The organism is Novosphingobium taihuense (genome assembly GCF_007830315.1).
GTDB lineage: Bacteria > Pseudomonadota > Alphaproteobacteria > Sphingomonadales > Sphingomonadaceae > Novosphingobium > Novosphingobium taihuense.
Genome location: NZ_VLKJ01000012.1, coordinates 14102 through 35681, shown reverse-complemented (window position 1 = coordinate 35681; position 21580 = coordinate 14102). Strand labels below are relative to the sequence as shown.

17 protein-coding genes are annotated in these 21580 nt (G+C 61.9%); 10 read left to right on the top strand and 7 right to left on the bottom strand.

All coding sequences use genetic code 11. The features are described from left to right. Window positions 1-185 precede the first annotated feature (185 nt). The 6 genes from IQ25_RS18080 to IQ25_RS18055 all read right to left on the bottom strand — a co-directional run bounded on the left by IQ25_RS18080 (window position 186) and on the right by IQ25_RS18055 (window position 7633). The gene (locus tag IQ25_RS18080) at window positions 186-1445 is read right to left on the bottom strand and encodes an alginate export family protein (protein WP_144907679.1); all 1260 of its coding nucleotides are present in this window, start codon (window positions 1443-1445) and stop codon (window positions 186-188) included. A gap of 61 nt (window positions 1446-1506) precedes the next feature. Beyond that, window positions 1507-3186 carry an ABC transporter ATP-binding protein gene (locus tag IQ25_RS18075; protein WP_144907678.1) on the bottom strand — a complete coding sequence of 560 codons (1680 nt, stop codon included), beginning with the start codon at window positions 3184-3186 and terminating at the stop codon, window positions 1507-1509. A 14-nt stretch (window positions 3187-3200) separates the two neighbouring features. After that, entirely contained in the window at window positions 3201-4223 is a 1023-nt protein-coding gene (locus IQ25_RS18070) for an ABC transporter permease (RefSeq protein WP_144907677.1), read from the bottom strand. Between the two features lie 16 nt (window positions 4224-4239). Further along, on the bottom strand, window positions 4240-5619 hold the full coding sequence (locus tag IQ25_RS18065; RefSeq protein WP_220094559.1) for a CmpA/NrtA family ABC transporter substrate-binding protein: 1380 nt from the start codon (window positions 5617-5619) through the stop codon (window positions 4240-4242). Between the two features lie 215 nt (window positions 5620-5834). Continuing rightward, the gene (locus IQ25_RS18060; RefSeq protein ID WP_144907740.1) at window positions 5835-7040 is read right to left on the bottom strand and encodes an ABC transporter substrate-binding protein; all 1206 of its coding nucleotides are present in this window, start codon (window positions 7038-7040) and stop codon (window positions 5835-5837) included. 14 nt (window positions 7041-7054) lie between these two features. Beyond that, window positions 7055-7633 (bottom strand): ANTAR domain-containing response regulator, encoded by a 579-nt coding sequence (locus IQ25_RS18055; RefSeq protein WP_144907676.1) that lies wholly within the window; start codon window positions 7631-7633, stop codon window positions 7055-7057. A 203-nt stretch (window positions 7634-7836) separates the two neighbouring features. Here IQ25_RS18055 and IQ25_RS18050 point away from each other — a divergent pair, with 203 nt between their 5' ends. The 10 genes from IQ25_RS18050 (at window position 7837) to IQ25_RS18005 (ending at window position 19548) form a co-directional block, all read left to right on the top strand. Then, window positions 7837-8142, top strand: a complete 306-nt coding sequence (locus IQ25_RS18050; RefSeq protein ID WP_246415532.1) for an STAS domain-containing protein — start codon at window positions 7837-7839, stop codon at window positions 8140-8142. Next, window positions 8139-8504: a response regulator gene (locus tag IQ25_RS18045; RefSeq protein WP_144907674.1), complete on the top strand. Its 366-nt coding sequence runs from the start codon at window positions 8139-8141 to the stop codon at window positions 8502-8504. Before IQ25_RS18050 ends, IQ25_RS18045 begins: the two co-directional genes overlap by 4 nt. Further along, window positions 8501-10534, top strand: a complete 2034-nt coding sequence (locus IQ25_RS18040) for a chemotaxis protein CheA (protein ID WP_144907673.1) — start codon at window positions 8501-8503, stop codon at window positions 10532-10534. Before IQ25_RS18045 ends, IQ25_RS18040 begins: the two co-directional genes overlap by 4 nt. After that, a complete protein-coding gene (locus IQ25_RS18035) occupies window positions 10521-11030 on the top strand; it encodes a chemotaxis protein CheW (protein WP_258537070.1) in 510 nt (169 codons plus the stop codon). The genes IQ25_RS18040 and IQ25_RS18035 overlap by 14 nt, the downstream gene beginning before the upstream one ends. Then, window positions 11027-13357 (top strand): methyl-accepting chemotaxis protein, encoded by a 2331-nt coding sequence (locus IQ25_RS18030; protein WP_407070607.1) that lies wholly within the window; start codon window positions 11027-11029, stop codon window positions 13355-13357. The genes IQ25_RS18035 and IQ25_RS18030 overlap by 4 nt, the downstream gene beginning before the upstream one ends. Continuing rightward, complete coding sequence (locus IQ25_RS18025) at window positions 13354-13842, top strand: chemotaxis protein CheW (protein WP_144907670.1); 489 nt, start codon at window positions 13354-13356, stop codon at window positions 13840-13842. Before IQ25_RS18030 ends, IQ25_RS18025 begins: the two co-directional genes overlap by 4 nt. 76 nt (window positions 13843-13918) lie before the next feature. Continuing rightward, a complete protein-coding gene (locus tag IQ25_RS18020) occupies window positions 13919-15841 on the top strand; it encodes a methyl-accepting chemotaxis protein (protein WP_246415530.1) in 1923 nt (640 codons plus the stop codon). Window positions 15842-15883: 42 nt separating this feature from the next. Then, a complete protein-coding gene (locus tag IQ25_RS18015; RefSeq protein ID WP_144907669.1) occupies window positions 15884-16747 on the top strand; it encodes a CheR family methyltransferase in 864 nt (287 codons plus the stop codon). Further along, window positions 16747-17832, top strand: coding sequence for a protein-glutamate methylesterase/protein-glutamine glutaminase (locus IQ25_RS18010; RefSeq protein WP_407070606.1), 1086 nt, complete (start codon window positions 16747-16749; stop codon window positions 17830-17832). Before IQ25_RS18015 ends, IQ25_RS18010 begins: the two co-directional genes overlap by 1 nt. Before the next feature lie 3 nt (window positions 17833-17835). Continuing rightward, window positions 17836-19548, top strand: coding sequence for a hypothetical protein (locus IQ25_RS18005; protein WP_144907667.1), 1713 nt, complete (start codon window positions 17836-17838; stop codon window positions 19546-19548). Between the two features lie 160 nt (window positions 19549-19708). Here the strand turns inward: IQ25_RS18005 and rtcR are convergent, their stop codons facing one another. Next, complete coding sequence (gene rtcR / locus IQ25_RS18000; RefSeq protein WP_144907666.1) at window positions 19709-21292, bottom strand: RNA repair transcriptional activator RtcR; 1584 nt, start codon at window positions 21290-21292, stop codon at window positions 19709-19711. Between the last annotated feature and the right edge of the window lie 288 nt (window positions 21293-21580).

Sequence of the window (21580 nt, the reverse complement as noted above, 5' to 3'; positions counted from 1 at the left end):
CACGAAAAAGCCGCCCGAACACATCCCGATTGGGAGGTCTGGGCGGCGACGTTGCCACGCGATGTTGATCTTGGCGGCCTTGCGATTTTCCGCCCGACATTGGGCGGCGCTTTGGCCTTCGGATATATGGCTAACCGATTCGGGGGCTGCACTGCAAGGGTTATTTTGCGGTGCAGCACATCCAATCAGAACGCCACTTCAGCTTGCAACCACAGGATCTGGCGATTGACGCCGAACTTGTCGGCATTGTAGTTGGCATACTTGACCAGCCAGCCGACCTTCTTCGTCTTGAGGCCGAGGCTGGCATCCCATTCGGTGCCGAACTTCACGTTACCCACGTCGCTGCGGAATTCGTGATAAGTGACGTTGGCGTTGAGGCCCTGCACGACTTTCACCTTGGGGAAGACCTTGGCCAGGGTGACGTAATAGTCCTCAAGACCGTTGCCCGGCGTCGTGAGGAACAGGTCGGCCCAGCCGTTGAACTTGTGCAGCGTGGCAAGCGGTGTCTGGAATGCCTTGCCCGCTGACTTGTCTGCGCCCAACTTCTCGTAGCCGCCGGTCAGGGTGAAACCCTGATAGCCCAGCCCCACCTCTCCCAGCACATAATCCGCCTCGTAGTTCACCGGGTTGCGGCCCATGTCCATCTGCCGCGCGTAGCTTGCCAGCACGTTGAGCTTTACTGCCTTCGAAAGCGGGAAGCTCCCCGAAATACGCCCGCCATAGGTCTGTGAAGAATTGGCGAAGGCGAAGGCTTCATCATAGTCGATGATGTAGGAAAAGCCCTTTACCGCAAGCGGGCCCGCCTTGATTGCGGCTTGCAGGAAGGCAAAGTCTCCGTCCATCGACCGGCGCGGTCCGGCCTCGGACCCGAAGATCGAATCCTGCTGGATCGCGTAGGTGGCATCAAGGCTGACCGGGCCGAGAGTCGCTTCGGCCCGCACAGCGTCGAACGTCTGCTCGTTCTGCCGCCAGCCGACCGAACCGACGAAGCGCTGGTCATCGAGATTGATCCGCTGCCGCCCAACGGTCAGCGCGAAGTTCTTCACCTTGTACATGATCTGCGCGCGGTTGAGGTCGATGCTCTCGCCATCGGCCACGACCGCATATTGCGGACGGCGTTGCGCACTGCCTGGAAGCGCGAACGGGAAGGCATTGTATTCGTTGTTCAGGCCAAGTGTACCCTCCGCCTCGACCAGTACCGAAAGGTGCGACGGCGCATGCTTCAGTTCCACGCCGGTGCGCAGGCGCACCGTCAGCGCATCGGCATCGACCGTTGGCTGGTCCACACCTTCATAGCGAATGCGCGCATCGATGATCGGGTCGAGCGTCAGCCCGTCCCCCACAGGCACAGGATCGCCGAAAGCGGGCTTTCCCGCCGCGAACGCCGGCTGTGCGAAGGCGATCGACGACGCGAGCAGCGCCGCCGTGATGGCAGTCTTTTCCATGTTTTCCTCCTGAACCCCTCAAAGAAGGCCGTTCAGGCATCCCCTCAATTCAAGCCACCTTTCAGGCGGCGTGGGCCTTTGGCCCGTGGTCGTATTCGGCCAGGAAGCGCAAAACTTCCTGACGGTAGGCATAGAAATCCGGGTGCTTGAGCAGCGCCTTGCGGTCACGCGGGCGCGGCAGATCGACCTTGAGCACCTTGCCGATAGTGGCGTTGGGACCGTTGGTCATCATTACCACGCGATCGGCCAGCAGGATCGCCTCGTCCACGTCGTGCGTGACCATTATTGCGGTCACCTTGGTGCGGTTCCACACTTCCACCAACACGTCCTGGAGGTCCCAGCGCGTGAGGCTGTCGAGCATGCCGAAGGGTTCGTCCAGCAGCAGCAGGCGCGGTGACAGCGCAAAGGCGCGGGCGATGCCCACACGCTGGCGCATGCCGTTCGACATCTCCGCCGCCATCTTGTCCTTCGCATCGGCAAGGCCGACGCGATCAAGATAGTAGTCGATGATCTCGCGCCGTTCGGAGCGCGTCGCGTGCGGATAGACCCGCTCCACCCCCAGCGCCACGTTCTGCCGCGCGGTAAGCCACGGCATGAGGCTGGGCGCCTGGAACACCACAGCCTTGTCTGGCCCGGCCACGTCAATCTCGCGATTGTCGAGGATGATGCCGCCCTTGCTGATTTCGTTCAGCCCCGCCGCCATCGTCAGCACGGTGGACTTGCCGCAACCCGAATGGCCGATCAGCGAAATGAATTCGCCCTTGTCCATCATCAAGTTGAAGTCCTCGACCACCGTCAGCGGACCCTTGGGCGTCGGGTAGATCTTGTTGAGTTTCCAGAACTCCATGTAGCGGCGCGTCGCACCTTTCTTCGCTGCGTCCTGATAGGCCTTGGGCGGGGGTGCGAGATCGAGCGGGGTGACATTCGGCAAATGCCCGAAATCGCTCCCCTGCGCCGCCTTCTCGCCCGCCAGACCGCCAAGGTAATTGACGATCTCGGTACGCAGATTCTGGAATTCCACGCTATCGTTCACCGCCTCGCGATCACGCGGGCGTGGCAGGGTAACCGGGAAGATGCGGCCGATCCTTGCGGCAGGCGCAGGTGTCAGCACCGCCACCCTGTCTGCCAGCAGCAGTGCTTCGTCGACGTCGTTGGTGACGAGGATGATCGTGCGTTTCTCTTCCTCGCGGATACGGTCGATCTCGTCCTGCAGCTTGGCGCGAGTGAGAGCGTCGAGAGCCGAGAGCGGCTCGTCAAGCAGCAGGATTTCCGGCTCCATCGCCAGCGCGCGAGCCACTGAAACTCGCTGCCGCATCCCGCCCGAAAGCTGCGCAGGCTTGCGGTCCATGGCGTGACCGAGACCGACCAGCTCGACCTTCTGCTTTACCAGCGCTGCGCGCTCGGCCTTGCTGCGGTCCTTGTGCACCGCATCCACCGCCAGCGCCACGTTCTGCCCCACCGTCAGCCAGGGGAACAGCGAGTAGGACTGGAACACGAGGCCGCGATCCTTGTCTGGCCCGTCAATCGCCTTGCCGTGCAGCAGGATCTCGCCAGCATCCGGCTCCACCAGCCCGGCAATGGCCGAGATCAGCGTGGTCTTGCCAGCGCCCGAGAAGCCGAGGATCGCGATGAACTCGCCTTCCTCCACATCAAGGTCGATGCCGCCGAGAACTTCGCTAACGCCCCCAGCCTTGCCGGTGTAGCTCTTGCGGACGTCTTTCAGGGAAAGGATCGTGGCCATGGTCGGTGCCTTTCTCAGACGGTGCGATTGCGGCTGACGAAGGCCTGCAGGGCCATCATCACGCGGTCGAGAGCGAAGCCGATCAGGCCGATCACCACCACGGCCACCATGATCCGCGCCAGCGACTTTTCCGAACCGTTCTGGAATTCGTCCCACACGAACTTACCGAGGCCGGGGTTTTGCGCGAGCATTTCCGCCGCGATCAGCACCATCCAGCCGGTGCCCAGCGACAGGCGCATGCCGGTGAAGATATAGGGGAGCGACGATGGCAGGACGAGGCGGGTCAGCTTGGCGAACCAGCCAAGCCGCAACACGCGGCCCACCGCGATCAGATCCTTGTCGATGCTCGCCGTGCCGATGGCGGTGTTGATCAGCGTTGGCCAGAGCGAGCAAAGCATCACGACCACCGCCGAGATGATGAAGCTCTTGGCCAGCGTCGGATCGTCGCTGGTGACCGAGGCAGAAACGACCATCGTCACGATCGGCAGCCACGCTAGCGGGCTGACCGGGCGCATCACCTGCACCAGCGGATTGATCGCTGCGTTCACCCGCTTCGACATGCCCGCAACAAGGCCGAGTGGGACAGCGAACAACGTCGCCAGCACAAACCCTGCCGCCACCGTTTCGAGGCTGGTGAAGATCTGGTCGATGAAGGTCGGCGGGCCGGTATAGGCATAGCCTGCCGCCACCGCTTCAACCGCCGCAATGCGCGCTGCCGCCGCCTCGTCGAGCAGTCCAAGGAAGGCTTCCCACACATCGCCCGGCCCCGGCAGCGTGCCGAGCGATGTCTGCACCAGCGGCGCCAGCACTGCCCACAGCGCCAGGAACCCGCCGATCCCGGCGAGCGGCGGCCAGAGCGCTTCGAACGCGGCGCTGCCCGAGGGCAATTTGAGACCGAACGGCAGGGCCCTTTCCGGTTTCGTGGCACTTTCCACAGGTGTCTCCGCTGCTGTTTCGGGGAGGAGGGCCGCGCCCCCCTCCATGACTTCCGCTTCGGTGCCGACGAATTCGTCCTTGCGCAATGCGACCGCGTTCATCGTAAATGCTCCTGGTTTACTTGACGCCTGCCGGGGTCACGGTTTGTCCAGCCTTCAAGCCGATCGTGAACTTGGCAAGGTAGGCGTTTGGCTGCTTCCCGTTGAACGTCAGGCCATCAATGAAGCCCGATTGCTCGCCCTTGTAACCGTCCGTTTCGGGAATGGCGGCCTTGGGGATTACACCCTTTTCGGCCAGTTCGTTTGCCGCCGCGAGATAGAGGTCCGGTCGATAGACAGCCTTGGCGGTGTCGAAGTACCACTGGTCGGGCTTGTCGGTGGGGATCTGGCCCCAGCGGCGCATCTGGGTCAGCGTCCAGATCGCGTCGGAGTAGTAGGGATACCCGGCGAACTGGTTGAAGAACACGTTGAAGTCCGGTGCGTCACGCGTGTCGCCAGGCGCGAATGTGAACTTGCCGGTCATGCTTGCCCCGATCACCTCGGCATCGGCACCCACGTATTGCGGCATCGACAGGATCTTGACTGCTTCGGCGCGGTTCTTGCCGCCATCGGCGTCGAGCCACTGCTGCGCCTTGATGATTGCACGCAGCAAGGCCTTGACCGTGTTCGGATTCTTCGCCGCAAACGCCTCGGTCAGACCGAACACTTTTTCGGGATTTCCCTTGAAGATTTCCTCGTCAGTGATGACCGGCACGCCGATCTTCTTCTTGACCGCTGCCTGGTTCCAGGGCTCGCCCACGGAATAGCCATCAATGGTCCCGGCTTCGAGCGTCGAAGGCATCTGCGGAGGCGGCGTCACCGAAATCTGCATCTGCGCGCCGGTGGTGCCTGCCGTGTCACCGGGCAGGTAATAGCCCGGCTGGATGCCGCCTGCCGCCAGCCAATAGCGCAGCTCGTAGTTGTGCGGGCTGAACGGGAAGACCATGCCGAACTTCAGGTTCTTGCCCTTCAGGACCGCAGCGGAAATCGGATGCTGTACCTTGCCGTCGGGAGCCTTGGGCAGGCCCGGCGCAATCTCGCCCCAGACCTTGTTCGATACGGTGATGGCATTGCCGTTGAGATCGAGGCTGATCGGCGCGATCAGCTTCGCCTTCGCACCGATGCCGGCAGCGGCTGCAATCGGCTGCCCTGCAAGCATGTGCGCGCCATCAAGCTGCCCACCGACGACACCATCAAGTAGCACCTTCCAGTTTGCCTGAGGCTCGAGCGTAACGGTCAGCCCCTCTTCGCGGAAGAAGCCCTTCTCCTGCGCGATGGCGAGCGGCGCCATATCGGTCAACTTGATGAAGCCAAGCTTGAGCACCGGCTTTTCGACGCCGTTGGCCGAAGCGGCCGGCTTTTCCGGCGAGTCTCCGCCCTTGCCGCAGCTGGCCACGGCGATGCCTGCCAGCAGCGCTGCGATCATTCCCCGCCGGTTGAACCCGTTCCGTCCGCTCATATGTGCCACCCCTCGAATGCGGCGTGGCAAACACGAAAAAGCCGCCCGAACGCATCCCTGAAGGGAGGTCTGGGCGGCGACGTTGCCACGCGATGAAAATGCTTGTCCGCCCGGTGCTGTTGCCCGCCCATCCTTGGGCGGCACCGTTTGGCTTGAGCACAAGCTATGTGATTCGGCTGTGTTTGGGCAAGCGCTTTTTGCACCGCAACAGAATTTTATGTCTGAGACTGACTTTCGATGTAACTTTGCAACAGCGCCGGGTCGAACGGCCGACGATCGAAGAATCTGTTATTTTCCAATGTGATCACCCCCTGCTGCATGCTCACCGAAGTCGGACCACCAAGGCTTCCTTCGACCTTGGACGAGGCTCCGGGCAGTGGTTCTCCAGTCCCCAATAGTGCGCTGCGATAAACGTCGGGCCTGAACACTCGCGCCGCCTTGCGCGCATCGCCGGAATCGAATCTCAATCCATCCCAGCGCACCATCTGGCTGTAGAGCCACTCGGCCTGACTAACCCACGGGAAGTTCGCCGCCTCGCGATGCTGGAACATGAAATCGGGATAGTGCAGCACTTGACCGCCTTGTGCCAGCAGAAGCCGATCCGATATCGCCCTACGGATCAGCCCCGCATTGCCGTCCAGGTATTCCGCCCGCGCCAGAATTGCGGCATTGGCATCGAGGTTCACAGGATCGACGAAATGCTCGCCCGCCTTGCGCAGCGCGCGCACCAGCGCTTCCACATCGGCGCGCCGCTCTTCCATCACCGGTTCACGCAGGGCGAGAACCTTCTCCACCCCCCGCCGCCAGATCTGCGCGGTGGCCAGCACGATCTCGCCCGCCCCGCGCTCCACCGCCACACTGTTCCACGGCTCTCCCACGCAGATCGCATCGACCTCGCCAAACTCCAGCGCATCGGCGCAAAATGGCGGGGCGATCGTGGTGATCTCCACGTCAACTTCGGGGCGCACGCCACACGCGGCCAACCAGTAGCGCAGCATATAGTTGTGGCTGGAATAGCGATGCACCACGCCGAACCGCAGCGGCTTGCCCGTCTGCGCGAGATGGGCCTTCAGCGCTGCTCCAACCGCGGCAGGATCGCCCAGCCCACCCGCAGGATTGACCGCGCGCGCCAGATCGGGACGCATTGTCACCGCATTGCCGTTGAGCCCCAGCACGAACGGCACCGACAGTGGCTGCGCTGGCCGCCCACGCCCCAGCGTTGTGGCAATAGCCAGAGGGGCGACCATGTGCGCAGCGTCGCTGTGGCCATAGAGCAGCCGGTCGAGCACCGTCGCCCAGCTCATGTCGCGCACCAGCCGCAGCGAGATGCCCTCGGCCTCGGCAAAGCCATGTTCGCGCGCAAGTATTGGCAGGCAGGCATCGACCAGCGGCAGGAAGCCGACGGTCAGTTCGCCGGACACGGCCTCGGACGCCATCATTTCCCTCCCATCAACTGGTGCGCGGTGACGACCGCCTCGGCAATGTCGGCAATGCGCTTGCCCTGGTTCATCGCGGTCTTGCGCAGTTCCGAATAGGCCTGCGGTTCGGAAAAGCCCCGGCTGTCCATCAGGATGCGCTTGGCCTTGTCCACCACCTCGCGCTCGGCCAGCTTGCCCTTGGCCTCGGCCAGATCGGCCTCCAGTCGAGCAAAAGCATTGAACCTGCGCACCGCGAGATCGAGGATCGGACGGATGCGGTGTGGCGCAAGGCCATCGACGACATAAGACGAAACCCCGGCATCCACCGAGGCCGCGATTGATTCCTCGTCGCTCTCGTCCACGAACATTGCGATCGGGCGGCCGAGCACGCGGCTGACCGCGAAATATTCTTCCAACACGTCGCGTGAGGGATTTCCGAGATCCATCAGCACGATGTCCGGCGCAATCTCTCCGATCCGCGCCACCAGCCCGCGCCGCTCGGTGACCACGAAAATCTCGCAGTCCTCGAGCATGGCCAGACCCTCGCGGATCACCGCCGCGCGACTGGCACTCTCATCGACGATGGCTATGCGCATGGCGCTGCCTAGTGCGCGGTGAGATTGCGAGTTTCAAGGCAAATATTCCGGAAGCCTTGGCTGCGGCTACCCGGCGTCCAGAACAATCATCTCCAACGCCGGTCCGTAAGCCATAGTAATTCTATCTATTAGCCCAAGAACCAAAAAGCATGACCTTTGCGCAAAAAACAGTTCCCGTCACCACGTAAGGACGGAGATGGGATATGGCGATGTCGGTCGGTCCAACGGCCAATCTTGGAAACATCAGCCAAGTCTGTGCCGCAATCCTCGAAAACCTGGCAACCGACGACGCCAGCACGCTCGATTGCTCATCGCTGACTGACGTGGACCTTACCTTTCTCCAGGTCCTTGCCGCCACGGCCAAATTTGCCGAGCGCGATGGCAAATCTGTCTCGCTGCTGCAGCCCGCGGAGCCCGCGATGGCAGCATTGATTGATCGCGCCGGATTTGACGGTCTCGATGGGTTTCCCTGGAACAGTCCCTCCATAGCCGGAGCCACCGGGCAATGAGCAATATCCTCACCGTCGACGATTCGATGAGCGTGCGCATGGCGATCCGCCTTGCGCTTTCGGGCGCGGGACATGCCGTATCCGAGGCAGCCGACGGCAAGGAAGGGCTTGATCGCGCATCATCGACGAAGTTCGACATGATTATCACCGACCTCAACATGCCCAACATGAACGGGCTGGAGATGATCCGCGAGATCCGAAAGCTGCCCATTCAGGCCGGCACGCCAATCATTTTCCTGACGACAGAGTCGGATGAGGGAATGAAGCAGCAGGCCAAGGCCGCCGGAGCCACCGGCTGGCTGGTCAAGCCCTTCGTCGCCGAATCGCTTCTCAAGGTTACCCGCAAGGTGTTGGGCCAGTGAGCGGGCAAGATCCCATTGCAGCCTTCCGCGTCGAAGCAGGCGAACTGCTAGACGCTACCGAACAGGCGCTGCTTGATCTCAGTCACGATCTCGAAAGCCGTGCCCTGATCGACACGGTGTTTCGCGGGATGCACACGCTCAAGGGATCGGGGGCGATGTTCGGGTTCGATGCGCTCGCGGCGTTCACCCATCATTGCGAAACAACGTTTGACAGTGTTCGCAAGGGCCTGATTCCCGCCACAGCCGAGCTTGTCGCGCTCACTCTGGCGGCGATGGATCACATGCGCACGTTGGTCGATGACCGTGACGGATCAAGCGCAAGTGCAGTCGGCGAAGATCTTCTGGCCCGCCTTCACGCCTTGCTCGGAAATGCTCACGCAAGCGCTGCCACACTGTCTGACGGCGAAGAAGCGAGCCGCGTTGGCCCTGCAGCTTCGTGTCTCGGGCATCAGTCCTGGCATGTAACATTCCGGCTGCCTTCAGATGCGCTGACCAACGGGACCAACCCCCTGATCCTGCTCGACGAACTGCGCGATCTTGGCGGAACGAACCTTGCCGTCGATCTCTCTGCCGTGCCGCCGCTCGACGAACTTGACCCCACCCAGTGCCATCTGGGATGGGCCCTCGACCTGCCAGCATCTGTAACTCGCGAAGAAATCGAGGATGTCTTCATCTTCGTGATCGACGACATGGAACTGTCGATCGAGGCAATCGGCAATCAGGCCGAAGCCGTGGGGACCAGCGGCGACGCACTACCGGCCTCCGAAGATCTGCCGATCAAGAATTCTTCTCAAGTCGTTCCCGTTGCCGAGGCAAGGGGCAGCCCTCTTTCTCGCCCTGCCAGCGAAAGCGTGCGCGTTCCGGCCGACCGCCTGGACCTGCTTATGGATCGCGTCGGTGAACTTGTGATCGTCCAGAGCCGCCTTGCCCAGCTCACCAGCAATGGCGTTTCGGGCCCTGCCGGCGAACTCGCCCTGCGCTCCATCTCCGAAGAAGTCGAACGCCTCGCCAACGAACTGCGTGACACGATGATGGTGCTGCGCATGGTGCCCATCGCATCGCTGTTCGGCCGGTTCCGCCGTCTCGTGCACGATCTCGCACGCGAGACTGGAAAGTCCATCGAATTGGAAACCGATGGCGAAAGCACCGAGATCGACAAGACCGTCTCCGAACGCCTCGCAGACCCCATTGTCCACCTGATCCGCAACTCCTGCGATCACGGACTGGAGACCGAGGAAGACCGCATCGCAGCCGGAAAATCCCCCAGCGGACGCCTTCGCCTCTCGGCCCAGCAGGCTGGCGGCGAAGTTCTTATCACCATCGAGGACGATGGTCGGGGCATCAGCCGCGAACGCGTGCGCGCCAAGGCCGAGGCCAACGGGCTGATTCAACCCGGTCAGGTCCTCAGCGACAGCGAACTGCTGCAGCTAATCTTCCAGCCAGGATTCTCCACCGCTTCGCAGATCACGAACCTGTCCGGCCGAGGCGTCGGCATGGACGTGGTCAAGCGCACCATCGAGGGCCTGCGCGGGAACATCGACATGACCAGCGAGCCCGGAAAGGGATCGGTTATCACGCTGCGCATTCCGCTGACGCTCGCAATCATCGACGGGCTGCTCGTGCGGGTGGGCAATGGAAAGTACGTGATCCCGCTGGCCGCGGTTGAGGAATGCCTCGAACTGAGCCTTGAGGAGGACATCCGTTCACGCGGACGAAGCATGATCCAGCTGCGCGAAAGGCTTGTGCCGTTCTTGCGGCTGCGCGAACTCTTTGCGACCGGCACGCGCCCCGATCCGTACCAGAAGATCGTGGTGATCGCGACCGGCGGTGAGCGCGTCGGCCTTGTCGTCGACCAGATCATCGGCAGCCACCAGACCGTGATCAAGTCGATGTCGAGCCTGCACCGATCGATCCCGAGCTTTTCGGGCGCAACCATCCTTGGCGATGGCGGGGTCGCGCTCATTCTCGATGTCGTCCAGCTCGTCGCACTGGGCCAGAGCCATGAGGAGCGTCTTCGTGCAGCAGGATGAAAACTTGGCGGCTGGCAGTGCCACGCCTTGGGACGACAACGGCCAGCTTGAGGTGCTGACGTTCGATGTCGGCGATGAAAGGCTGGCGGTGGAGGCTGTGAGCATTCGCGAGATACTTGACCTCCTGCCCGAAACGCCCGTTCCGGGTGCGCCCGATCTCGTGGCAAGCGTCGTCAACTTTCGCGGCAAGATCATTCCGATTGCCGACTTGAGAGTCGCCTTCGGCATGCCGCGCAACCCCGCCGAGGAAGCCCACCCGGATCACCGCATCGTCGTGATCGAAACCGAGATCGATGGCGAGCCGCTCCAGATCGGCCTCCGATCCGACAAGGTCCACGAAGTTACCATCCTCGATCGCGCCGACAGCAGCGAACCGCCTGTCCTGGGCATGCGCTGGCGCCGCGAATTCGTGCGCGAACTGGTGCGTCAGCCCGGCTCCGTGATCGTCATTCCCAATCTTCCCACAATCTTCACGTCCCTCGCGGAGGCCGCATGATGAGCAGCGTTTTTTCGAGAGTTTCCGAAAAACAGGTTCTCGACGAAGTCAGCCGGGTTGAACAGGCTCTGGCTGCTGGCGACTTTTCCATCCGGTTGGACGAAGGCACTGGCAACGGTCCCACAAGGTCGGTTCTTGCCGCCTTCAATCGCCTGCTTGAGCGCGCGGCATCGCCAGTAGATGCGCTTTCGACGCAGATCGCGAGAATGGCAGACGAGCACGCGCGCGGCGACATCGACGCGATCATCGAAGCCAGCACCCTGCCTGGAAAGGTCGGCGTCATGGCCATGCAGGTCAATGATCTCGTCGCTGCCCATATCAACGTGAAGAAGCAGGCGATGGAGTGCGTCCGCCAGTTCAGCCACGGCAATTTCACGGCTCCGATGGAGCAACTGCCTGGGAAGAAGGCCTTCATCAACGACACCATCGAAACCCTGCGCGGCAATCTCACCGGCTTGCTTGGCGAAATGAGCCACATGTCGGCCGAGCACGACCGCGGCGACATCGACGTGGTCATCAACCATGCCAAGTTCCCGGGCGATTTCGGTGTTGTCGCGCGCGGAATCAACGACATGGTCGCTGGCCACATTGCGGTCAAGAAGAAGGCCATGGCCTGTGTGAAAGCGTTCGGCGAAGGCAACTTCGATGCACCACTCGAGCAGTTCCCCGGCAAGAAGGCCTTCATCAACGATACCATCGAAACTCTCCGGGCAAACCTGACTGGCCTTATCGCCGAGATGAACCACATGTCGGCCGAGCACGACCGCGGCGACATCGACGTCCAGATCGATGATATGAAGTTCCAGGGCGATTTTCAGGTGGTCGCTCGCGGTATCAACGAGATGGTGGCTGGCCACATCGCAGTGAAAAAGAAGGCCATGGCCTGCGTCAAGGCGTTTGGCGAAGGCAACTTCGATGCACCGCTCGAGCAGTTCCCCGGCAAGAAGGCCTTCATCAACGACACCATCGAGACCTTGCGCACCAACCTTGTCGAGATCACGGCAGAAATTCAGCGACTGATTCTGGCTGCAACAGACGGCAAGCTTTCGGAACGTGGCGTGGCGTCGCGCTTCGTGGGCGATTTTGCCAAGCTTGTCTCAGGCATCAATGGGATGCTGGATGCCATCATCCTGCCGATCGAAGAAGGAAACCGCGTGCTGCGCCTCGTCAGCATCGGCAATCTGCAGGAAACTGTCGATATTCAATGCCACGGCGATCACCAGCGGATGCGCGACGCCATCAACGCGCTTGTCGTCAGTCTCCAGAAGGTGGCAGACGTTGCCGACCGCATTGCCGAAGGCGATCTGACCATCGAGCATCGGGCGCTTTCCGACGAAGACCAGCTAGGTAATGCGCTCGTCACTATGATCGCTGGCTTGCGCAGCGTCGTGGGAAGCACGGCCTCGGCGGTGGACAACGTCTCGGCAGGCAGCCGCCAGCTTGCGGCGAGCTCGGAACAGGTATCGCAAGGCGCGACCGAACAGGCCGCCTCTGCCGAGGAAGCATCCGCTGCGATGGAGCAGATGGCCGCAAACATAAAACAGAACGCAGACAACGCGGCGCAGACCGAAAAGATCGCGCGCCAGTCCTCCAAGGATGCGGAAATCTCGGGTCAGGCTGTCGAGAAGGCCGTCACCGCAATGCGCACGATCGCGGAGAAGATCAGCATTGTGCAGGAAATCGCCCGCCAGACCGATCTGCTCGCCCTCAACGCGGCGGTCGAAGCCGCGCGCGCCGGTGAACACGGCAAGGGTTTCGCCGTCGTCGCCTCCGAAGTGCGAAAGCTGGCCGAACGCAGCCAGAGCGCTGCTGCGGAAATCGTTTCGGTTTCCTCAGACACCGTGAAAGTTGCAACCGACGCCGGGGAAATGCTGGCGCGACTGGTACCAGACATCCGCCGCACTGCCGAACTGGTGACCGAAATCAGCGCGGCCTGCCGCGAACAGGATATTGGCGCATCGCAGATCAACGAGGCGATCCAGCAGCTCGACAAGGTCACGCAGATCAATGCCAGCGCGTCCGATCAGATCTCGTCCACGTCCGAAGAACTGGCATCGCAGGCCGAGGAACTTCAAAGCGCGATCGCCTTCTTCCGCACCGGCGACAGCCATGGCGGCGAAATCCGGCAAAGCGCACCGATCAGGCGTTCGGCACCCTTGGCTCGCAAGCCCGTTGCGAAAGCCCGGTCGGCAAAAGCCGTGCAAACCAGATCAGGTACAGCACGCAACTCGATTGCCGAACAAAGGGAACGTCTGGACGGCTTTGCCCTCAACCTGACCGACGGCGGTGCCGATGCCGACGATGCAGACTTCGGCAGGGCAGCATGAGCGGCGCGAGCGAACTTCAGGTCGTTGAGTTCGGCCTTGGCAACGAGGTGTTCGCCGTCCCGGTGACGCTGGTACGCGAGATCCTCGATTATGCAGCGCCATCGCACCTGCCCAACGGCCCCCCGCACTTCGTCGGCCTGACCGACCTGCGCGGGCAAGGCGTGCCGACAGTCGATTTGCGCAGGCGACTGGGTTTGCCGGCAGCTGAACCGACACTCGCGACACGCATCCTCATCCTCGACGTGCCCCTCTCTGACCGCCTTCTCACTTTGGGCGTGGTGATAGACCGGGTGCTGAGCGTTACGAGCTTCGAGAAGGCAGAGATCGAACCTGCCCCGGACATCGGAATCCGCTGGAATTCCGAATACATAACCGGCGTCGTTCGCCGGGAATCTGGCTTCGTCGTCATTGTCGACGCAGCCCGCATATTCACGACCGAAGATGCCATCGGGGTCGGCAATCACGGTCAATTGGTCAGCGCATAAGCATCTGCATCGACGCGGCACTGAACGGAACGCGGTACCGCGAAACGATGATCACGACGAAGGACGGGAACAGGACATGATGATCAACCCATTCAAGGCCGTTTCGGCGGCCCACTTGCAGCAGGAGATCGCACGGGTCGAGAATGCCATCGCCCAGGGCGACCTGAGCGCGCGACTGCAGCCGACAGACTGCAACGCCAGCACCGCCAGCATGATGGACGCAATCAACGGCCTGCTCGACAAATCCCTTTCTCCGGTCAGCGCCCTCGGTACAAGTCTTCGCCGCGTGATCGATGAACACGCGCGTGGCGACATCGACGTGATCATTCCTCCCGAGAACTTCCGCGGCGAGATCGCGACAATTGCGGCTGACATCAACCATCTGGTGGATGCACACATCGCCGTAAAGAAGATGGCGATGAGCGTCGTTCGCGAATTCAGCGTGGGCAATTTTGAAGCGCCGCTGGAACAGTTGCCCGGCAAGAAGGCTTTCATCAATGACACTATAGAGACGCTGCGCCGCAATCTCGTCGGGCTGATCAGCGACATGAGTCATATGGCTGCCGAGCACGATCGCGGCGACATTGACGTAATGATTGATGATCGCAAATTCGAAGGAGACTTCGGCGTCGTCGCCCGCGGCATCAATGAAATGGTGGCCGGTCACATCGCCGTTAAGAAGAAGGCCATGGCCTGCATCAAGGCATTTGGCGAGGGCGACTTCAACGCGCCGATGGAGCGCCTGCCCGGCAAGAAGGTGTTCATCAACGAGACCATCGAGACCCTTCGCGAAAACCTGCGCGCCATCACGTCGGAAATCCAGATGCTGATCGGGGCTGCAACGGCAGGTCGGCTTGGCGAACGAGGTAACGAGCGTCGCTTCGTGGGTGACTTCGCCACGCTGATCAGTGGCATCAACGGCATGCTCGATGCGACGATTCTGCCGATCGAGGAAGGCAACCGCGTGCTCAGCAAGCTGTCGGTCGGCGATCTTGGCGAACGCGTGGAGCTTGAGTGCCACGGCGATCACCAGAAGATGCGGGATTCGATCAACACACTGGTCGAAAACCTGCGCACCTTCGCCCGCAACGTCAGCATTGCCGCTAACGAAGTGGCTGATGGCAGTTCGCAGATGGCCAGCAGTTCGCAACAGCTTTCGCAAGGTGCGACCGAACAGGCAGCGTCTGCCGAGGAAGCCTCGGCGTCGATGGAACAGATGGCTGCGAACATAAAGCAGAACGCCGACAACGCCGCACAGACCGAGAAGATCGCGCGTCAGTCGTCGAAGGATGCCGAACTGTCGGGCGCCACGGTCGACAAGGCTGTAACCGCAATGCGCACGATCGCCGAGAAGATCAGCATCGTCCAGGAAATCGCCCGCCAGACCGATCTGCTTGCTCTCAACGCTGCGGTAGAAGCCGCTCGTGCGGGCGAACACGGCAAGGGCTTCGCCGTCGTCGCATCCGAGGTTCGCAAGCTGGCTGAACGCAGCCAGAGCGCTGCCGCCGAGATCGTCTCGGTTTCGGCAGAGACGGTGAAGGCCGCCAGCGAGGCCGGAGAGATGCTGGGACGCCTGGTGCCCGATATCCGCAGGACTGCCGAACTCGTGACCGAGATCAGCGCAGCCTGCCGCGAACAGGACATCGGCGCCGCCCAGATCAACGAAGCGATCCAGCAGCTCGACAAGGTCACGCAACAGAACGCAAGCGCTTCGGAACAGATCTCGTCCACATCGGACGGCCTCGCTGCGCGCGCCGAGGAACTGCAGCACACCACCGCCTTCTTCCAGCTCGGGGAGGAGCGCGGCTTCACGCAGGCAGCCCCGCGCCCGCAACAGCGCACGGTCCGTGCAAAGCCGACGCCATCTGCACGGCCCAAGGCAAGCCCGGTCAAGCAGAACTCTGTCGCTCACCAGAAGGAAAGGCTGAGTGGTTTCGCGCTCGATCTGACGGCGGGCGGCGCCGACAAGGAAGACAACGATTTCGGCCGGGCGGCCTGAACTCCGCCTCAGCCGACCCCGGTCAATCAGAAAGGTACAGACTTGAACGCTCTAAGCCCCAATGCATTTGGTCTTGTATCTGAAGATGACCGGATTTCGGCGCGACAATTCAAGTTGCTCGCCGAACTTATCCAGCTTGAAACCGGGATCAACATCAAGTCCAGCAAGCAGACCATGCTCGAGGGGCGCCTGCGACGGCGCGCCAGGGTACTCGATGTGTCAAGCATCAGCGACTACTGCGATCAGGTGCTCAGCGGCCAATTCGGGGCGGACGAGCTCGAACACCTGATCAACGCGGTCACCACGAACAAGACCGACTTCTTCCGCGAACCCGGGCACTTCGACTACCTGACCGGGACGGTCCTTCCGCTTTACGCGGAAGAAAGCTGTCGCCAGATCCGCTGCTGGAGCGCCGCCTGCTCAACGGGTGCAGAGCCCTACACCCTCGCCATGCTGCTGGACGATTTCGCATCGCGAAGCCGGGGCATGGACTACCGTGTTCTCGCAACGGACATCGATACCGATGTACTTTCGACTGCAGTCAAAGGCATCTATCCGCGAGAGCAGGTCGATCCGGTCCCGGCACACCTTCGCCGCCGTTACGTGATGGAATCGAAGGACCCGCGCCGCCAGGAAATCCGCATCGCACCCGAACTGCGGCGTCGCGTGGCGTTCGGCAGGCTCAACCTCATCGACGAGAGCTACCCCATCGATGATGCCTTCCATTTGATATTCTGCCGCAACGTCCTGATCTATTTCGACAAGAAGACGCAGGAGGAAGTGGTCCTGCGTCTTTGCGAAAAGCTCCTGCCCGGCGGCTATCTGTTCCTCGGCCATTCGGAATCGATCACCGGCTTCCGCCACGACCTGACCCAGGTCGCCGGCACAGTGTTCCGGAGATCATGATGCCCAGTGGCAGGTCCAGGACCCGCGTGCTGATCGTCGATGACAGCGCCAGCGTGCGCCAGACGCTGAAGGCAATCCTCGAGGAAGATCCGGAACTCGAAGTGATCGGCACGGCGGCGGACCCCTTCGCCGCGGCTCGGATCATCCAATCGCAAGTTCCCGACGTGATCACGCTGGATGTCGAGATGCCGCGGATGGACGGCATCACCTTTTTGCGCAAGCTGATGAGCCAGTGTCCGGTGCCCGTGGTGATGTGCTCGTCGCTCACCGAGCAAGGTTCGGAAACCCTGCTGCAGGCGCTCGAGGCCGGCGCCGTGGACGTGATCCTGAAGCCGCGCATCGGCGTTGCCGATCACCTTGCCGAGGCCCGCGATGCCATCCGCGAAGTCGTCAAGGGCGCCGCCCGGGCCCGCGTTTCCGCGCGCCGCCCTGCCCCGCCGCGTATCCGTCCGGAACAGAAACTCACTGCTGATGCGGTCCTGCCGCCCCCCAGTGGGAAGGCCATGAGCCGGACGACAGAGATGGTCGTCTGCATCGGCGCGTCGACCGGCGGAACCGAAGCCCTGCGCGAGGTGCTGGAGGCGCTGCCCGCCAACTCCCCGGGCATCGTCGTCGTCCAGCACATGCCCGAGCGCTTCACGCGCGCCTTTGCCAATCGCCTGAACTCGATCTGCGAGGTGAGCGTAAAGGAAGCCGAGGAAGGCGACACCGTCATGCGCGGCCATGTGCTGATCGCACCCGGCGGCAAGCACACGCTGCTCGAAAGGCAAGGCGCACGCTACCTCGTCTCCGTGCGCGACGGGCCGTTGGTATCACGCCACCGTCCCTCGGTGGATGTGCTGTTCCGCTCTGCGGCTCGCTGCGCCGGGTCGAATGCGGTCGGCGTGATCATGACTGGCATGGGCGACGATGGCGCCCGGGGATTGCTGGAGATGAAGGAAGCTGGCGCACGCACCTTTGCGCAGGATGAAGCTACGTCAGTGGTGTTCGGAATGCCCAAGGAAGCGATTGCGCGGGGCGCGGCAGATCGTGTGCTCCCACTGGGTTCGATCGCGGGTGAAGTCCTCCGCGCAACGGCGCGCTGACCGATGGCCGTACTCAAACTCGTTGCGCCCACGCCACCAGACGCACCTGACCCGGCCTCGCTGAAGGACGACATCCAGGCGATCCTCGACCCGATGAACGAGTGCTTCAACAGCGCGAGCACGCAACTGTGCCACGCTGTCGGTCGCATCGATTCGATCGTCACAGCCCTGACGGAAGTTGCGCGCATCTTCGATGGCGGTGTTGGTAGCGATGCCATCGACGGCCTGCGCAAGGCAGCTAGTTCCCTGCTCAACGTGCGCGAGGTCGTCAAGCAGCGGTCGGGTGAGATCACGATCCTGCATGACGCCGCCCGCGAGGTCCGGACAAGCACAGCCGAGGTCCTGAGGTGCCTGCAGGTCCTCGACATCTATGGCATGAACGTCAAGATCACCGCTTCGGGTCTCCCGCAGTTCATGGAATTTGCCGACGCGATGCGTGCAAAGCTCGGCCAGGGATCCAGGGAACTTGAAGGCCTTGAGCACATGCTGGTGGCGCTGACCAAGAGCCTCCACGAGATGAGCCAGAACGATCGTCTGCTCGATCTCGAATGCTCGAAGGTCTTCCCTCAAGTTCCTGACACCCTCATGCGCGAGGCGGGGAACCTGCAGGCGCATCAGGCCAGCCTCGGCCAGATGGCGCGCGTGATTTCCGCGACTGCCATGGCGATCCAGACGGAGTTGCACGCTGCCATTGCTGCAATCCAGATTGGTGACCGGGTTCGCCAACGGTTCGAACACATCGTCAAGGGTCTCGACCTCATCGAACGGGCCTTGGCTGACGCGGCTCTCCCGAGCCACGAAGCTGGCCCGGCACTCGCCGTCCTCGCAGCGCTTTCGGTGGCTGCTGCAACCGAATACTCGCGCGATACCGCCGAGCTTTCCGGCTCGCTGGTCCGCTTGCGTGCACAATGCGACAAGCTCGGCGAACTCAACCATGGCGGGTCGGGCGATGGTGATCGCGACATGCTTGTCCGGATCGAGACCAGCGTCGGCGAAGCCCATGTCTTGCTCCGCCAGCTTGACCGCGCCAACAGCGAAGGGATGGCGACGCAGGACTTCATCCTCAGGACCGTTGACGAGGTGAACAAGCGGGCAAGATCGATTTCCATGCTGCGGCTCGACGTGCAGCACATGGCGATCAACATCGGCCTCAGTTGCCGCACTGCGCAAGGCGTCGGGCGCCCCGTCATGGTCATTGCCAACGAGATCAGGACCTATTCCGATCGGCTCGATTCGATCGCCGACACCATCCTCGGGACCCAAAGACAACTGTCCGAGCCCTGCCACCGCCTGCAGGAACGCTCTGTCGACAACGCTGCTGCATCGGGGGATCTGCTCGGAACGTTTCTGGCCACGATCAGCGATTGCAACCAGAAGGGCCAGGTGGCGATGGCTTTGGTCGAGACAGAGGCGCAGGAACTCCGCACCAATCTCACCTCGGCAATGTCGCTGCTTGAGGAGGCGAGTTCCCTCGAACGATCCATGCTCCGGGTCGGGGAGACCCTGGGTCATGACCATGCTCGCGAAGCAGGCACCGATCACGCAACCGTCAACATCAATCAGGGCATTCTTGACCAGCTTGCCCGGACATACACGATGGCTGACGAGCGAGAGGTGCACAACCGGTCGATCGCACCTGCCTACACCCCCATCGTCACCGTGCCGCCAAGTCCGACTGAAGGTTTCGATGACGACGAGGACGATGGCCTGTTCTGAAGCGGGTTAGCCCGGCAAACCGCGGTTAGACCTGCTGAATGGAAAGAATCGCTCCCGTAGGGAACAGCCCGTGCAACCGCCTCGTGCAAGAGCCACGGCCCGCGTACTGTTCACCGATCCTACGCACCTGCCTTCGGGACACGGCCCTCGTGCTGCGAACCTAATTCAACCGCTCCCAGGATAGACCAAAGCGGCCAAGATACTTGCGCAGTCGATCGGCATCGTTGGTGCTGGCGCGTTTTGCACGCGACGCGGCGAAGAGCACACGTCCCGCTTCGGACAGCGAGCGGCTGCCTCGGCAGGTTGTCACGACATACGCCAATTGGACCCGATCAAAAGGATCGAGATCCGCAAGTTGCTGATCATCCAGCAGGGTGTCGAGATCGTCTGCCACGCTCTCGTTTCCGCCCCAAAGCCGCTGCAGTCTAGCAATCTCGGTGGCAACCACGTGGCTGTCGATCCGGCCCTTGAGTGAAAACGTCGCCATTCGGGTAACACTTGCCGCTAGGTCGCGAAAGTTGCCCTTCCATTGTGCCTCGCCCGACATCGCGAACGATAGATACCGGTCGCGCGCTTCCTTGTTGAAGGTCACGCGTTCGCCCTCGCGCTCGGCATGCCGGTCAAGCTCGTAATCAAGGTTCGGAGCAATGTCCTCACGGCGCTGGGAAAGTCCGGGCAGCGTAAAAGTCCAAAGATTGAGCCGGGCGTAGAGATCCTCGCGGAAGGTGCCTTCTGCAACGCAGCGGGCAAGGTCACGGTTTGTCCCGGCGATAAGTTGGAAATCGCTTCCCGCCTCGCGGTCAGCCCCAACGGGCAGGAAGCGCTTGTCCTCGATGGCGCGCAGGATCATCGCCTGCTCGTCGAGCCCGAGCTCGCCGATCTCGTCGAGGAAGAGCAGGCCGCCATCCGCTGTGCGCAAGAGGCCCGGGCGATCGGCAGCGGCGCCCGTGAATGCCCCCTTCTTGTGGCCGAAGAGCGCAGACATTGCGCTGTCACCACGCAAGGTTGCGCAATTGACTTCGACGAACTGGCCGCTGACCTGACGCTTGAGCTTCTTCAGTTCGAAGATGCGACGGGCAAGCTGACTCTTCCCTGCTCCGGTCGGGCCCATCAACAGGATCGGCGCGCGCGTTCGGCTCGCGACCTGCTCGATCTCCTCGATCATCGCGTTGAACGCGGGATTGCGCGTTTCTATGCCTGATTTGAGGAACGACGTGCTCGCCTCGGCCTCGCTCGCAAAGCGCGTGGCGATACTGTCGTAGCGTGACAGATCGAGGTCGATGACACTCCAGGTTCCCACAGCATCCGGAGCACCTCGCTTCGGCTGGGTCTGCAGCAGTCGTCCAGGAAGGTAGTGCGCTTCCGTCAGGAGAAAGAGGCAAATCTGCGCAACGTGAGTTCCGGTTGTGATGTGGACAAGCAGGTCCTCTGCATCGGGATCAAACGGCTGAGCACGCGCGAAGTCGAGCAGCTTGCCGTAAACCTCCTCGAAATCCCAAGCGTCGGCAAAGTCGATCAGGTGATGCTCGACTTCGGTCTCGGGTGAGACAGACGCGATATCCTCTGTCACATACTGGGCGAGACGGCTGTGAGCGCTGCCGTGAATCATCAGGAAGCGGTCCACACGCAGGTCTTCTTGCATGCACAGACCCACGGACGGCCGCCACTTCATCCAGCGCGAAGGGCCGAACTTGGAAGCATCCAGCGTCGATCCGAGAAAGCTGATGACGGTGACTGGCTTCATTCGCCAGATTTCTATCACCTTATCTCACAGGATACAATTTTTCTGGCTTAGGATGAGAGAAGATCCGACCGGGATATCCACATCCGCTAGATATATATCACAAAATCAATGCATTACGAATTCCTAAGGTTGATGTCATCAAAACTGGCACGCTGCCTGCAGTTACATTTGCGTCGGGTGGGTCGAACAGCCCGGCAAAGCGGAACCGAAGGGCGGTCGGAATGGGCCGATCGCCCTCAAGGACCAAGACATGGCGTAGCTCAGATGCACCAGAGCGCCGGCACAATG